This is a genomic window from Blastococcus colisei, from assembly GCF_006717095.1.
Taxonomy (GTDB): Bacteria; Actinomycetota; Actinomycetes; order Mycobacteriales; family Geodermatophilaceae; genus Blastococcus_B; species Blastococcus_B colisei.
Map to the genome: position 1 here is coordinate 380,006 of NZ_VFQE01000001.1, position 14,245 is coordinate 394,250.

Genomic DNA, 14,245 nt, shown 5'->3' on the forward strand with positions numbered 1-14,245 from the left:
TCTGTCGGCGGACGGGACGGTGCAGCCCCTACCCCCGCGCCACGGGCGGGTAGTCCTCGCGCCGTCGGACCCGGTCAGCCCCGCCGTCGTCTCTGGAGGAGGAGCGCGCCCGCCGACAGCACGGCCAGGAGCGCGGCCAGCGCCCCGGCCGTGACGGGTGAGACGGCTGGTCCCGAATCCGCGGTGACGGTCCCGGCGGCGCCCGGGCGCGGACTCGCCGCCGGTGCCTCCGGAGGGCCGGCCAGAGCGGCGAGCTCGGCTTCCAGCGCCGGCGTGGCGGGTCGGCTGCCGTCGCAGAGGAGTGACGCGTACTGGTCGTCGGCCAGCGTGGCGAACGCCGTCCCACCGAGGTCGGCCGATCGGGTGGCGAAGACGACGAACGGGCCCTCGCCGGACAGCTCCAGCCCGCACGTCGCACCGGAGACGGGGGACACCACCTCCTGCTCGGCGGCGACGGTGCCCTTGAAGACGGTGTCCACCGCGAAGACGTGCAGCGCCGGATCGGCGCTGCTGACGACCGTCCCCCGGGGCTCCTCCCGGGAGACCAGCCGGGCGGTGAAGACGGCGTCGGCCCGCTCGACGTACTGCTGCGTCGTCTGCGGCACGCAGCTGCAGGCCGACGCGGGCGCCGCGGCCACGAGGCCGAGGGCCGTGAACAGGCAGCTCAGCAGCAGGATGGCGACGGGCCGGTGCACGGGCGAAGCATCCTCCGGGCCGGCCCGCCTGGCCAGGACCGCCTCGCGGTACCCGTGGACGGCGGTCAGGCTGGGGCCGTGGACGACGTCGACGCCCGGCTGCAGCAGATGATCGAGGGCCTGCTCGACCAGCGGCGCCCGGACGCGTCGATCTGCCCGTCGGAGGCGGCTCGGGCGGTCGATCCGGACGGCTGGCGCGATCTGATGCCCGCCGCCCGTGCTGCGGCCGGCCGGCTGGCGGCGGCCGGAGAGGTCGAGGTCACGCAGGGCGGCGCGGTCGTCGACGTCACCGTCGCGCAAGGGCCGGTGCGGGTCCGCCGACCGCAGTAGGACTCCGCGGTCCGGCGTCGATCCCGCGATCCCGCGACACAGGAAAACCGGAACGGAATCTGTACGGAAAATGGTTCCGGATCACTCCTTTCTCCCGAACACTTCGGGTCGGGGGTAGCGCCATGGACATCCGGTCCTTCTCGCGGGCAGCGGTGGTGAGCGTCGTCGGCGCCGTGCTGCTGCTCGTCCCCCTCGCACAACTGCCCGCGCAAGCCGCAGGGTCGCTGACCGTCACGCCGAGCCGGGTGACCGAAACGCCCGCGCACGTGCAGCTCAGCGGCCAGTGCCCTGGGTTCCATGACGACGGCGAATCCTTCTATCCCCCGACGCTGACCGTCACGCTGGTCGGCCAGGGGCTGTCCAAGGACATCGACCTGGTGGAGGGGGCGTTCGCCGACGAGCCGTTCGACCTGCCTGCCGCACTGACTCCCGGGGTCTACGACTTCAGCGGCCAGCTGCCTGCCGATCCCGAAGGCGGATCCAGTGCTGACTCCGACTTTCCCGCGTGCGACCCGACGGCGACGCTGACGGTCCTCCCGCGCCCCGACCCGGCGACGCTGACCGTGGACCCGGACCGCGGCGAGGCGGGTGACACCGTGGCCGTGGCGGGTTCCTGCCCGGACCCGGGGTCACGTGAGCTCGTCACGTTGTCCTTCGATGGCAACCCCGTGCAGCGCGCCGTCGCGGTGGACAGCTCGACGGGCGAATTCGGTCCCGTCGACGTCACGGTCCCCGACGTCTCCCCGGACAGCTACGAGGTCACCTCCGATTGCGGCGGTGAGCGATCGTTCGAGGTGCTCGCCCCCGAGATTCCCGCGACCTTGGAGCTCGATCCGCTCAGCGGAACGGTGGGCGGTGCCGTCACCGCGACCGGCACCTGCCCGGTGGCCGGCGAGCAGGTCACGGTCTACTTCGGCGACCGCGCCGTGGGCTCCGGCGCGATCGGGGCGGAGACCGGCGCGTTCGGACCCGTCGGGTTCGCCGTCCCGGACGCCGGCGTCGGCCCGGTCACCGTCCGGACCGACTGCGGAGCCGAGCGGACCTTCACGGTGACGCTGACGACGGTCGTTCCGAGCAGCCCCACGCCGTCCGTCGCCCCGGAGACACCGGAGACGCCGGAGACACCGGCGACACCGGAGACACCGGCGACACCGGCGACGCCGGCGTCACCGGCGACCGGGGGCGGTCCCTCGAGCCCGCCGACCACCGCCGTGCCGACGGACACCCCGGACGGGGTGCGCGTCGTGGTGCCTGATCTCCGGGGGATGACCGAGGACGAGGTGATCGGGGCCCTGGGCGGCCGGCTGGTGCTGGGCAATCCGACGGGCGGGGACGGACGCGTGCGCGAGCAGCTTCCGGCGCCCGGCACGCTGGTGGAGCCCGCCAGCGCGGTCCGGGTGCTGCTCGCCGACGATCCCCCGGCTCCCTTTCCCTGGTGGCTCGTCCCGCCGGTGCTCCTCGCCGGTCTGGCGGCGGCCGAGCGGACGCGCCGGGTCCGGCGACGGGCCCGCGAGGAGCGCTGGCTCGAGGAGCAGGTGCGGACGGAGCTGCAGCCACGGGGTGGTCTGCCGTCCCAGGTCCCCGGCCAGGCCGTGCCGGGGTTCGATCTCCGGGTCGAGGTTCGACGCCATCCGGCCCAACTGTGATTCCAGGAGGTGCCCCGTGCCCGTGCTCGAACTGACCTACCCGACGAGCGTCTTCCGCCTGTTCTGCGGTGACGCCGACCAGGACGTCGCCCTCCGGTCCATGGCCGATCGGCTGCCTTCCGACGGGCTGTCGCAGCGTCGCGTGCGCCGGCGGTTCGACCTCCGGCGAGCGACCTGCCGGCTCCTCGACAGCCGGATCCTGGAGGCTGCGGCCACGGCCCTGAACCAGGACGTGGCGAAGCCCCTCGTCGCGTGGCTGGGCACCTACCAGAACCTCCGCGAGGCGGCGGCGGAGACCCGGGGCGGCGAGGGGGAAGTGGTCGTCGTCCTCACGGAACCGGTCCCCTTCACGTCGGTCCAGGGCTCGGACGTCGCGGTGTACGTGGGCGAGGACGAGGTCGCGTCGTTCGCCTTCCGGCTGGAGCTCCACGTGGAGCTGGGCAAGACCTCGGTCGCGGTACGGGACGGCGCGATCGAGGAGGTCGTCTGCACCGTCTGCTGCGCCTCGGCCACGTTCACCCTCGAGGGGTGCCCGAAGCCGCTGTGGAAGCCGGAGCCCGTGTCCCTCCCCGACGTGCACCTGCCGGTCCGGCCGCCGTTCGTCGTCCCGCTGGGAACGGTGCCACCGCCCCGGACGCCGGCCGAGGAACCGATCCGACGGGCCGCCGGGCGCCCACCCGTGCCCGGGCGGGCCCGGCCCACGACGGGTTAGGGCCGGGGGGCGCCCCCGGCCGCGCGCTCCAGCAGCGGGCCGAGGCGGTGGTCGACGAAGCGGCGCAGGGCGAGCGCGGTGTCGGTGCGCTGCACACCCGGGATGGCGAGCACCTGCTCGGTGATCCGCCAGAGGTCGTCGGCGTCGGTGGCCACGACCTCCACCAGCAGGTCGGCCACCCCGGACAGGCCGGTGACCTCGACGACCTCGGGGATCTGGGCGAGCGCGCCGCTGACGTCGGCCAGGCTGCGCTGCACCACCTGCACGGTGACGTAGGCGCTCAACCGGTAGCCGAGCGCCTCGGGCCGTACCCGCCGGTCCAGCGGGGCCAGCACGCCGTTGGTCTCCAGGCGGGTCAGCCGGGCCTGCACCGTGTTGCGGGCGAGGCCGAGCCGCTGGGAGAGCGCCATCACGCTGGCGCGGGGGTCCTCGCCCAGGGCGAGCAGCAGTCGGGCGTCGGTGGCGTCCACATCGGCCATGGTGCTCAGTCTGACATGCGTGGACGTCCCACTACTGCCTCTTGTGCGCAACCATTCCGGGGGATCTTGCGCAGATCGATTCGGGAGTGGTGTTGTCCTCCCACCGGGGTGTCGTGCCACCATGTGTGAGTGGCGCCACACCCTGGCGCCCGCGACACGTCCACCGACCGCAGTCCGCCGGAGACCCCGGCCACCGCGGGAGACGGCGAGGAGACCACCGTGACAGCGTTGAGTCAGGCCACCGAGGTGGTCGATCCGGTACCCGGGGCATCGTCCCCCCATCTGCCCCGTCAGCCGGATCTGGTCCAGCTGCTCACGCCGGAGGGCGAGCGCGTCGAGCATCCCGACTACTCCCTCGACATCTCCGACGAGGAGATGCGCGGCCTGTACCGCGACCTCGTCCTCGTGCGCCGCTGGGACATCGAAGCCACCGCGCTGCAGCGCCAGGGCGAGCTCGGCATCTGGGCCTCGCTGCTGGGGCAGGAGGCCGCGCAGGTCGGGGCCGGCCGCGCGCTCCAGGACGGCGACATGGCCTTCCCGACCTACCGGGAGCACGGCGTGGCCTGGACGCGGGGCGTGGACCCCCTGCACGTCATGGGCCTGTTCCGGGGCGTCGACAACGGCGGGTGGGATCCCGTCGAGCGCAGGTTCAACCTGTACACGATCGTCATCGGCTCCCAGTGCCTGCACGCGACCGGCTACGCCATGGGCGTGCAGCGCGACGGTGCGGAGGACGCCGTCCTCGCCTTCCTGGGCGACGGCGCCACCAGTCAGGGCGAGGTCAACGAGGCGATGATCTTCGCCGCGAGCTTCTCCGCGCCGGTGGTCTTCTTCTGCCAGAACAACCAGTACGCGATCAGCGTCCCGCTCGAACGGCAGACCCGGATCCCGCTCTACCAGCGGGCCGCCGGCTTCGGCTTCCCCGGCGTCCGGGTCGACGGCAACGACGTGCTCGCCGTCCTGGCCGTGACGCGGGCGGCGCTGGCCGCCGCCCGCGAGGGGCAGGGACCCACCTTCATCGAGGCGTTCACCTACCGGATGGGCGCCCACACCACCTCCGACGACCCCACCCGCTACCGGCTGGCCAGCGAGCTGGAGGAGTGGAAGCTGCGCGATCCCATCGCCCGGCTGAAGGCACACCTGTCGCGCAGCGGCATCGCCGACGCGGAGTTCTTCGCCGGCGTCGACGCCGAGGGCGACGAGCTGGCCGCGCGCATCCGCAGCGGCACGGTCGACATGCCCGACCCTGCACCCAGCTCGATGTTCGACCACGTCTACGCCGAGCAGACGCCGCCGCTCGCCGCCCAGAAGGCCGAGTTCGAGGCGTACCACGCGTCGTTCGAGGGGGGCGAGCACTGATGGCCGAGACGTTCACCATCGGCAAGGCGCTCAACCTCGGCCTGCGCAGGGCCATGGAGGACGACGCCAAGGTCGTGCTCATGGGCGAGGACATCGGCAAGCTCGGCGGTGTCTTCCGGATCACCGACGGCCTGCAGAAGGACTTCGGCGAGGACCGCGTCGTCGACACCCCGCTGGCCGAGGCCGGCATCCTCGGCACCGCCGTCGGCCTGGCCATGCGCGGCTACCGGCCGGTGTGCGAGATCCAGTTCGACGGGTTCGTCTTCCCCGCCTACAACCAGATCGTCACCCAGGTCGCCAAGATCCACGCCCGCTCCAAGGGAAAGCTCCAGATGCCGATCGTCATCCGGATCCCGATGGGCGGGGGCATCGGCGCGGTGGAGCACCACAGCGAGAGCCCCGAGGCCTACTTCGCGCACACGGCCGGGCTGAAGGTCGTCGCCGTCAGCAACCCGGTCGACGCCTACTGGGGCATCCAGCAGGCGATCGCCCACCCCGATCCGATCGTCTTCCTCGAGCCGAAGCGGCGGTACTGGGAGAAGGCGGAGGTCGACACCGCCGCGACGCCGGAGCCGCTGTTCCGCTCCCGGGTCGTGCGCGGCGGAGACGACGTCACGGTGCTGGCCTACGGCCCGATGGTGAAGACCGCGCTGCAGGCGGCGAAGGCCGCGGAGGAGGAGGGCCGGTCGCTGGAGGTCGTCGACCTGCGCACGGTCTCGCCGCTCGACCTCGATCCGGTGTTCGAGAGCGTCCGGCGCACCGGCCGTTGCGTCGTCGTCCACGAGGCGGCCGTGACGCTGGGTCTGGGCGCGGAGATCGCCGCGCGCGTGACCGAGACCTGCTTCCACTCGCTGGAGGCGCCGGTGCTGCGCGTCGGTGGTTACGACACCCCGTACCCCCCGTCGAAGCTCGAGGAGGAGTACCTGCCCGACCTGGACCGGGTGCTCGACGCCGTCGACCGCTCGATGGAATTCTGAGGATGGGCATGCTCAAGCAGTTCAAGCTGCCCGACGTCGGCGAGGGGCTGACCGAGGGCGAGATCCTGCAGTGGCTGGTCGCCGTCGGGGACACGGTCACGGTCAACCAGCCGCTGTGCGAGGTGGAGACGGCCAAGGCCGCCGTCGAGCTGCCCTCGCCCTTCGCCGGCACGGTCACCGAACTGCTGTTCGAAGCGGGGACGATGGTCGACGTCGGCACGCCGATCATCACGATCGACACGTCCGGCGGATCGGTCCCGGCAGCCGCCCCGGCTCCGGAGCCGGCCGCCGGCGCCCCGGTCGCCGAGGCCGAGCCGGCCGCCGGGCTGATCGGTGGGTCGGCTCCGGGCGGGCGGACCGCGGTGCTGGTGGGCTACGGCCCCCGCACCACCGAGGCCCGCCGCCGCCCCCGCCGCGTCGACGCCCCGGCTGCCGGCGGCGCGTCCCCTGAGGCCCCGCTGCCCGGCGCCGACTACGGCTCGGGCGGCGGCACCCACCCGCCGCTGCTCGCCACCGCCCCCGACGCCGGCACCAAGCCGGTGCGGCACGGCGGTCTGGAGGTGGGCCGGCAGGCCGAGGCGCACGCCCTGCGCGGCGACGCCGCGGCCTCAGGCGGTGCCGCACCGGGCCGGGGTCGCCTGCGGCCGCTGGCCAAGCCCCCGGTGCGCAAGTACGCCAAGGACCTCGGCGTGGACCTCGCCGCCGTCACGGGAACCGGCAACGGCGGCGTCATCACCCGGGCCGACGTCGACGCGGTGGCCTCCCCCGAGCCCGGGGCAGTCATGGCCATGAACGCACCTCCGGGGGGTGGCGAGCAGCGGATCCCGATCAAGGGCGTCCGCAAGCACACGGCGGCAGCCATGGTGGCCAGCGCCTTCACCGCGCCACACGTCACGGAGTTCCTCACCGTCGACGTGACGCGGACGATGAAGCTGCGCACCCGGCTCGCCCAGCGGCCGGAACTGGCCGGCGTCAAGGTCAGCCCGCTGCTCTTCGTCGCCAAGGCGTTGCTGCTCGCGGTCCGCCGGCACCCGATGGTCAACAGTTCCTGGGACGAGGCGGCGCAGGAGATCGTGGTCAAGGACTACGTGAACCTCGGTATCGCCGCGGCCACCCCGCGCGGCCTCGTCGTCCCGAACATCAAGGACGCCGGACGGCTCTCCCTGCCCGAGCTGGCCGGCGCCCTGGCCGATCTGACGGCCACGGCCCGCGAGGGGAAGACCGCACCGGCGGACATGAGCGGCGGCACGATCACCATCACGAACGTGGGCGTCTTCGGCGTCGACACCGGGACCCCGATCCTCAACCCGGGGGAGTCGGCGATCCTGGCCTTCGGGGCGGTCCGCGAGATGGCGTGGGTGCACAAGGGGAGAGTGGTCCCGCGCCAGGTGACCCAGCTGGCGCTGTCCTTCGACCACCGGATCGTCGACGGCGAGCTGGGGTCGCGGTTCCTGGCCGACATCGGTGCGCTGCTGCACGATCCGGGGGCGGCACTGGCGTTCTGACCGGGGTCCGCTCGCGGAAGGGGATGCCCGTGGACCGGCGCCGGAGGGCACTCGTCCTGCTCCTGCTGTTCGTCGTGCTCACGGGCGTCTCGATCGCGGTGAGCGGGAGCCGGCCGCACCTCGACCAGGGCACCGCGCCGTGGCTGCTCCAGGTGGTCGGTCACCTGTGTGCACTGGCGGGCGGGGTGTTGCTGCTCGCTCCCGAGGAGGGGCGGGAGGACGCCGGGGTCCGACGGCTCGGCGCCGTCGTCCTCGCGGCGATCGTCGTCCTGGGGCTCGTCGATGCGATGACGCTCGCGGCCGACTCCGCAGGGGCGAACATCGGCGCCGGCCTCGTCCGCCTCGTCGGCCTGGTGGCGATCATGGTGGCGACCATCCGTCTCGCGCACGGTGTCGCTGCATCGAGACGCACCCGGTGACCGATCTCGACGGGCTGCTCCGCTTCGCCGCCCGGTCGCGACTCGCCGACGGCGGCTTCGGCTACCTCGGCGCCGACGGGCGAGTGCCGCCCGACCGGCCGGTCGAGACGTGGATCGTCGCGCGGATGACGCACGTCTTCGGGCTGGCTGCCCTGCTGGGCCGACCGGGAGCGGACGCGCTGGCCCGGCACGGCGTCGCGGCGCTGACCGACGGGCCGCTGCACGACCGCGCGCACGGCGGATGGTCCGCCGCCACCGACGACGACACGAAGACCGCCTACGTGCACGCGTTCGTGGTGCTGGCCGGCGCGACGGCCACTGCGGCCGGCATCGATGGCGGCCGGGTGCTGCTCGGCGACGCGCTGGACGTCTGGCGGACCCGGTTCTGCGACGACGACGCCGGCCTGGCCGTCGAGGAGTGGGACCGGGCGTGGACGCGGCTGGACGGCTACCGCGGCGTCAACGCCAACATGCACGGGGTCGAGGCGATGCTGGCCGCCGCCGACGCCGTGGACGACGCCGCCACGGCCGAATGGCTGCGCGACCGGGCGCGGCGCGCCACCGAGCGGGTCGTGCACGGCTGGGCCCGCGAGCGCGACTGGCGGCTGCCCGAGCACTTCACGCACCGCTGGGAGCCCGTGCTCGACTACAACCGCGAGCGCCCGGCCGACCCGTTCCGCCCCTATGGCGTGACGGTCGGGCACCAGTTCGAGTGGGCGCGCCTCGCGCTGCACGTCCGCGCCGTCGTCGACGACCCGCCGGCCTGGCTGCTGGACGACGCGGTGGACCTCTTCGACGCCGCAGCCGCGCGCGGCTGGGCGGCCGACGGGCACGACGGATTCCCGTACACCCTCGACTGGGACGACCGGCCGGTCGTCGGCGCGCGCCTGCACTGGGTGCTGTGCGAGGCCGTGGCCGCGGCGTCCGTCCTGGCGCAGGTGACCGGCGAGCCGCGCTACCGGGAGCTGGCCCGACGGTGGCGGGAGCACGGCGAACGCCGCTTCGCCGACCCGACGACGGGCAGCTGGCACCACGAGCTGACCCCGGCCGGTCAGGTCGCGACGGGCACCTGGACGGGGCAACCGGACGCTTACCACCTCGCCCAGATGCTGCTGCTCGACGGCCGACCGGTGCGCGGGAGCGTCGCGGCGACGCTGCGCTGAACTGCTCGTACAGGTGTCCGGCGGGGGTGCCCGGGGTAGGGAGCGGCGGTCACCATCGAGATCGAGGAGGGCCCCTATGGCCAGCGTGCAGGAGGCCGTCGACGTCGACGTGCCCATCCGCGTCGCCTACGACCAGTGGACGCAGTTCGAGTCCTTCCCCCAGTTCATGGGCGGGGTCGAGCGCATCACCCAGCTCGACGACACCCACACCCACTGGGTCACCAACATCGACGGCGTGAAGCGTGAGTTCGACGCCGAGATCACCGAGCAGCACCCCGAGGAGCGCGTCGCCTGGACGAGCACGAGCGGTGAGGCCAAGCACGCCGGCGTCGTCACGTTCCACCGCCTGGACGACGCCAGGACCCGGGTCATGATCCAGATCGACTGGGAACCCGAGGGCCTGGTCGAGAAGGCCGGCGCCGCCCTGGGCTTCGACGACCGGCAGATCAAGGCCGACGCGAAGAAATTCAAGGAGTTCATCGAGAGCCGCGGCACCGAGACCGGCGCCTGGCGCGGGGACGTCCAGCGCCCCAGCTGAGCACCGAGCCCCTCACGATCGACGGCGCCCGTCCCCTCTCCGGGGGCGGGCGCCGTCGTCGTCCGCGGTTCCGCGGCGCCTATTCCGCGTCGAGGTCCTGGGCCACCAGGCCGGCGATCCGGTCGAGCACGGCATGGTCGTCGCTGCTGACCACGACCTCGGCGCCCTGCTTGGCGCCGAGCGTCATGATCATCAGGGGCGAGCCGGCATCGACGGGGTTCCCGCCCGGGGTGGCCAGGGTGACCGGCACCCCGGCCTTGCCGACTGCCTCGGCGATCAGTGCTGCTGGCCGGGCGTGCAGTCCCACCCGCGATCCGACGGTGACGGTCTGACTGGGCATCGATCCTCTTCCTCGCTGCTGGGACGGGTGCTGGCCGGACGGGGTGGTCGTGAGCATGCCGCTCAGGCGCTCGCCGCGCGCGCCGGGACGTGGGCCGGGGTATGGGCGTGCTCCAGGTCGACGGCGTCCTCGGGAGCCTCCTCCGCGTCGGACCGCCCGATGCTCTTCGCGACGGTGACGGCGATGCCGCCCACGACGGCGCCGATGGCGATCGCCAGCAGCCAGAGCAGGAAGTTGCTGATCGCGAAGAAGACGAACACCCCACCGTGCGGAGCCCGTGCCTCGATCTCCAGTACCGCCACGATCGCACCGGTGGTCGCGCCGCCGAGCATCATCGACGGGATCACGCGGACGGGGTCGGCCGCAGCGAAGGGGATGGCCCCCTCGGAGATGAACGAGAGGCCGAGCAGCCAGGCCGCCTTGCCGTTCTCCCGCTCCGCGGGGGTGTAGAGCCTCGAGCGGAGGGCCGTGCTGAGCGCCATGGCCAGCGGCGGCACCATGCCGGCGGCCATCACGGTCGCCATGATCACGAACGAGCCGCTGGTCTGCGAGGCCAGGCCTGCGGTGGCGAAGAGGTACGCCGCCTTGTTGACCGGGCCGCCCAGGTCGAAGCACATCATCAGGCCGAGGATGATCCCGAGCAGGATGGCGGAGGAGCCGCTCAAGCCGTTGAGCCAGTCGCCCAGGCCCTCGAGCGCCGCGGCCAGCGGGCGGCCGAGCACCATCACCATGATGCCGCTGGAGATGAGCGTCGCCACCAGCGGGATGATCACCACGGGCTGCAGTCCGCGGACACCCGACGGCAGGCGCCAGCGGCTGATCCACAGCGCCACCAGGCCGGCGAGGATGCCGCCCACCAGGCCGCCGAGGAAGCCGGCGCCCACGGTCACCGACACCGCACCGACCACGAAACCGGGCGCGATGCCCGGGCGGTCGGCGATCGCGTAGGCGATGTAGCCGGCCAGGGCGGGGACCAGGAACGCGAAGGCCGCCTGTCCGAGGACGGTGCAGACCGCGCCCAGGTAGCCGAGGACCCCGAAGCGGAGCTCCTCGGTGCTCTGGCCGACCGGGAGGTCGAACAGCGAGTTGTTCAGCACCCAGCTGAGGGCGTAGCTCTGCCCCTCGGCGTCCGGGTTGCCGTTGACGATCTGGTATCCGCCGAGGGCGAAGCCCAGGGCGATGAGCAGCCCGCCGGCCGCGACGAACGGGATCATGTAGCTCACACCGGTGAGCAGCCAGCGGCGGATCTCCGAGCCGGTGCGCGCACCTCCGCCGCTCGACACGGAGGAGGTGTCGCCCGAGGCGGTGCCGGAGACGCGGCGGGCGTTCGGGTCGTCCGCGGCGGCCAGTGCCTCGCGGATCATCACCTCGGGCTCGTTGATCGCCCGCTTCGTCCCGCTCTGCACGAGCGGCTTGCCGGCGAACCGGCCCTGGTCCCGCACGCCCACGTCGACGGCGAAGATGGCGGCGTCGGCGGCGCGGATGACGGCCGGGTCGAGCGGGGTGGATCCGGAGGAACCCTGCGTCTCGACGTGGACGTCCACCCCGGCGGCCTCGCCGGCGGCGGCCAGCTTGTCGGCGGCCATGTAGGTGTGCGCGATGCCTGTCGGGCAGGCGCTGACGACCACGATGCTCTTCCGGGCGGCTGGTTCCGCGGCGGGACCAGCGGCCGGCGCGGCCGCGGTCGCCCCGCCGGTCGCGCCCGCCGGTCCTGCGGCGGGAGCGGGGGAGACGACCTCCTGCACCAGCGCGACGATCTCCTCGTCGGAGGCGGCGGACCGCAGCGAGGCCACGAACTCCGGCCGCACCAGCGCCCTGGCCAGGGCGGTCAGCAGGGTGAGGTGGTCGGCGTCGCCGTGTGCCGGGGCGGCGATGAGGAAGGCCAGGTCGGCCGGCCCGTCGGGGGCGCCGAAGTCGACCTTCGGGGAGAGGCGGGCGAAGGCGAGGGACGCCTCGGTCACCGCCGCCGACCGGCAGTGGGGGATCGCGATGCCGCCGGGCAGCCCGGTCGCCGCCTGTGCCTCGCGGGCCAGGACGTCGGCCTGCAGGGCGTCGGTGTTCGTGGCGCGGCCGGCGGCGGCGACCAGTTCGGCCAGCCGGCGGACGACCGCGGCCTTGTCGGCCCCGAGATCGGCGTCGAGCGCGACCAGGTCCGGAGTGATCAGTGCGGGCATGGGGTCCTCTCCCGGAGGAGTCAGAGGGCGCCCCGGCCGGCGGCCGGAACGGGGTTCGGGGCGGTGGGCGGGGGGGAACTGGTGCTGCCGGGCAGGCCGGCGGTGACCCGTACGGCGGAGCCGTCCACCCGGGCCGGGGTGGGAACGGCGGATCCGGGGAGCGACGCGCTCGCCGCTCCGTAGGCGACGGCGGTCCGCAGACGCTCGGCGGGGGGAGCGCCGGCGAGCGAGGCGAGCAGGTACCCGGCGAGGCTGCAGTCACCGGCGCCGACGGTGCTGCGGACGGCGATCTCCGGCGGGCGGGCCGACCACAGCTCGCCGTCGGCCGTGGAGAGGACCGCGCCGTCGCCCCCGAGCGTGAGGAGCACCTCGGCCACTCCGCGGGCGTGCAGCGTCCGGACGGCCTCGAGCATCGCCGCCGGGTCCCGCAGCACGTCGTCCTCGGTGAGGCCGGCCACCTGGGCCAGCTCCTCGGCGTTGGGCTTGAGCAGGTGGGGGGCGGCGTCACGCCCGGCGGACAGCAGCGCGAGCAGCGGCGCCTCGCTGGTGTCCACCGCGATGCGCGCCCCCGTGTCCCGGAGCGTTCGGACCAGGTCGGCGTACCAGTCGACCGGGGTCGACGGGGGGAGGGAGCCGGACAGGACGACCCACCGCGCAGCGGCGGCGTGCCCGTGCAGGATGCCGCTGAGCGCTGTCCGCGTCGCGTCGCTCAGCGCGGCGCCGGGCTCGTTGAGCTTCGTGGTCGTCCCGGCGGGATCGACCAGCGTGTAGTTCGTGCGCACCGGGCTGTGGACCGGCACGGTGGCGAGCTCCAGGCCCAGGGCCCGGAGAGCCGTGACGATCGGGTCCGACGCCGCTGCCGGGAGGATCGACACCACGTCCCCGCCCGCGGCGGCGAGGGCACGCGCCACGTTGACGCCCTTGCCCCCGGGCTCGGTGCTGCTGCCCGCCAGGCGGACGATGCCGCCCTGGGCCAGCGGCGCGGGCAGGTCCAACGTGCGGTCCAGGCTCGGGTTGGCCGTCAGGGTGACGACCCGGTCCGGCCTCCTCGGGCCGCTCACGCGAGCACGACCTCGACGCCGGCCTTCTCCAGCTCGGCGACCAGTCCGGGGTCGGCGCCCGCGTCGGTCACCAGGACGTCGACGTCCTCGATCGCGGCGTACCGGACCAGGTGCTCGCGGCCCAGCTTGCTGCTGTCGGCGAGCACCACCACGCGCTGCCCGGCCCGCACCATGGCGCGCTTGACCGACGCCTCCGCCTCGTCGGGCGTGGTGAAGCCGTGCTCGGCGGTGATGCCGTTGGCGCCCAGGAACGCGACGTCGACCCGCAGCTCGGCCAGCGAGCGCACCGTCGTCTCCCCGACCGCGCACTGGGTGACGCCGCGGACCCGCCCGCCGAGGACGTGCAGCAGGACGCCGCCGGTGACCGAGAGCCGCGACGCGATGGGCACCGAGGAGGTGACGGCGAGCAGCCGGCGGTCGGCGGGGAGGACTTCAGCGAGGGCGGCCGTCGTCGTCCCGCCGTCGAGGACGATGCTGCCCTCCGCGCCGGGCAGGAGGCCCAGCGCCGCCGCGGCGATCGCCCGCTTCTGCTCGCTGTGCGACCGGTGCCGCTCGCCGAGCCCCGGCTCGACCAGGGTCAGGGCTCCTGCGGGTACCGCGCCGCCGTGCACCCGCCGCAGCATCCCGGCCCGCTCCAGGACGGCGAGGTCGCGCCGGACTGTCTCGGTCGTGACGCCGAACTCCTCCGCCAGAGCGGCGACGGCGAGGCGACCGCGGTCGGTCACCAGGGCCGCGATCGCCTGCTGGCGTTCTTCGGGATAGAGCACGCCTGTCCTCCGGCTGGTGCGGCGATGCGTGTCCGAGCATGTGGCCTTGCGGCTGTGCTTGTGTTGTTTTACGTCCGTTC

General features: G+C 73.8%; 15 protein-coding genes. 9 read left to right on the forward strand and 6 right to left on the reverse strand.

Going from position 1 to position 14,245, the window contains the following annotated elements; genetic code table 11:
- Nucleotides 1–74 precede the first annotated feature (74 nt).
- The gene (locus FHU33_RS01775) at nt 75–695 is read right to left on the reverse strand and encodes a hypothetical protein (protein ID WP_142023803.1); all 621 of its coding nucleotides are present in this window, start codon (nt 693–695) and stop codon (nt 75–77) included.
- Nucleotides 696–773: 78 nt separating this feature from the next.
- Between FHU33_RS01775 and FHU33_RS01780 the strand changes: the two genes are divergently transcribed.
- The 3 genes from FHU33_RS01780 to FHU33_RS01790 all read left to right on the forward strand — a co-directional run bounded on the left by FHU33_RS01780 (nt 774) and on the right by FHU33_RS01790 (nt 3,383).
- On the forward strand, nt 774–1,025 hold the full coding sequence (locus tag FHU33_RS01780; RefSeq protein WP_211354972.1) for a DUF3253 domain-containing protein: 252 nt from the start codon (nt 774–776) through the stop codon (nt 1,023–1,025).
- 122 nt (nt 1,026–1,147) lie between these two features.
- Complete coding sequence (locus FHU33_RS01785) at nt 1,148–2,671, forward strand: PASTA domain-containing protein (protein WP_142023804.1); 1,524 nt, start codon at nt 1,148–1,150, stop codon at nt 2,669–2,671.
- Nucleotides 2,672–2,687: 16 nt separating this feature from the next.
- On the forward strand, nt 2,688–3,383 hold the full coding sequence (locus tag FHU33_RS01790; protein WP_142023805.1) for a hypothetical protein: 696 nt from the start codon (nt 2,688–2,690) through the stop codon (nt 3,381–3,383).
- On the opposite strand, the gene FHU33_RS01795 is transcribed toward FHU33_RS01790, so the two are convergent.
- Entirely contained in the window at nt 3,380–3,862 is a 483-nt protein-coding gene (locus FHU33_RS01795) for an Lrp/AsnC family transcriptional regulator (RefSeq protein WP_142023806.1), read from the reverse strand. The two genes, FHU33_RS01790 and FHU33_RS01795, sit on opposite strands and share 4 nt — an antisense overlap.
- Before the next feature lie 219 nt (nt 3,863–4,081).
- Between FHU33_RS01795 and pdhA the strand changes: the two genes are divergently transcribed.
- The 6 genes from pdhA (at nt 4,082) to FHU33_RS01825 (ending at nt 9,823) form a co-directional block, all read left to right on the forward strand.
- Entirely contained in the window at nt 4,082–5,221 is a 1,140-nt protein-coding gene (gene pdhA, locus FHU33_RS01800; protein WP_142023807.1) for a pyruvate dehydrogenase (acetyl-transferring) E1 component subunit alpha, read from the forward strand.
- Nucleotides 5,221–6,198 carry an alpha-ketoacid dehydrogenase subunit beta gene (locus FHU33_RS01805; RefSeq protein WP_142023808.1) on the forward strand — a complete coding sequence of 326 codons (978 nt, stop codon included), beginning with the start codon at nt 5,221–5,223 and terminating at the stop codon, nt 6,196–6,198. Before pdhA ends, FHU33_RS01805 begins: the two co-directional genes overlap by 1 nt.
- 8 nt (nt 6,199–6,206) lie before the next feature.
- Nucleotides 6,207–7,703 (forward strand): dihydrolipoamide acetyltransferase family protein, encoded by a 1,497-nt coding sequence (locus tag FHU33_RS01810; RefSeq protein WP_246063210.1) that lies wholly within the window; start codon nt 6,207–6,209, stop codon nt 7,701–7,703.
- 29 nt (nt 7,704–7,732) lie between these two features.
- Nucleotides 7,733–8,122 (forward strand): hypothetical protein, encoded by a 390-nt coding sequence (locus tag FHU33_RS01815; RefSeq protein ID WP_142023810.1) that lies wholly within the window; start codon nt 7,733–7,735, stop codon nt 8,120–8,122.
- Nucleotides 8,119–9,285, forward strand: coding sequence for an AGE family epimerase/isomerase (locus tag FHU33_RS01820; protein ID WP_142023811.1), 1,167 nt, complete (start codon nt 8,119–8,121; stop codon nt 9,283–9,285). Before FHU33_RS01815 ends, FHU33_RS01820 begins: the two co-directional genes overlap by 4 nt.
- A gap of 76 nt (nt 9,286–9,361) precedes the next feature.
- The gene (locus tag FHU33_RS01825; protein ID WP_142023812.1) at nt 9,362–9,823 is read left to right on the forward strand and encodes an SRPBCC family protein; all 462 of its coding nucleotides are present in this window, start codon (nt 9,362–9,364) and stop codon (nt 9,821–9,823) included.
- A gap of 79 nt (nt 9,824–9,902) precedes the next feature.
- On the opposite strand, the gene FHU33_RS01830 is transcribed toward FHU33_RS01825, so the two are convergent.
- From FHU33_RS01830 to FHU33_RS01845, 4 genes are all read right to left on the reverse strand, one after another.
- Nucleotides 9,903–10,163, reverse strand: a complete 261-nt coding sequence (locus FHU33_RS01830) for an HPr family phosphocarrier protein (protein ID WP_142023813.1) — start codon at nt 10,161–10,163, stop codon at nt 9,903–9,905.
- 62 nt (nt 10,164–10,225) lie between these two features.
- Complete coding sequence (locus FHU33_RS01835) at nt 10,226–12,337, reverse strand: PTS fructose transporter subunit IIABC (RefSeq protein ID WP_142023814.1); 2,112 nt, start codon at nt 12,335–12,337, stop codon at nt 10,226–10,228.
- A 20-nt stretch (nt 12,338–12,357) separates the two neighbouring features.
- A complete protein-coding gene (locus FHU33_RS01840) occupies nt 12,358–13,398 on the reverse strand; it encodes a 1-phosphofructokinase family hexose kinase (RefSeq protein WP_142023815.1) in 1,041 nt (346 codons plus the stop codon).
- Entirely contained in the window at nt 13,395–14,165 is a 771-nt protein-coding gene (locus FHU33_RS01845) for a DeoR/GlpR family DNA-binding transcription regulator (RefSeq protein WP_142023816.1), read from the reverse strand. The genes FHU33_RS01840 and FHU33_RS01845 overlap by 4 nt, the downstream gene beginning before the upstream one ends.
- Nucleotides 14,166–14,245: the final 80 nt, after the last annotated feature.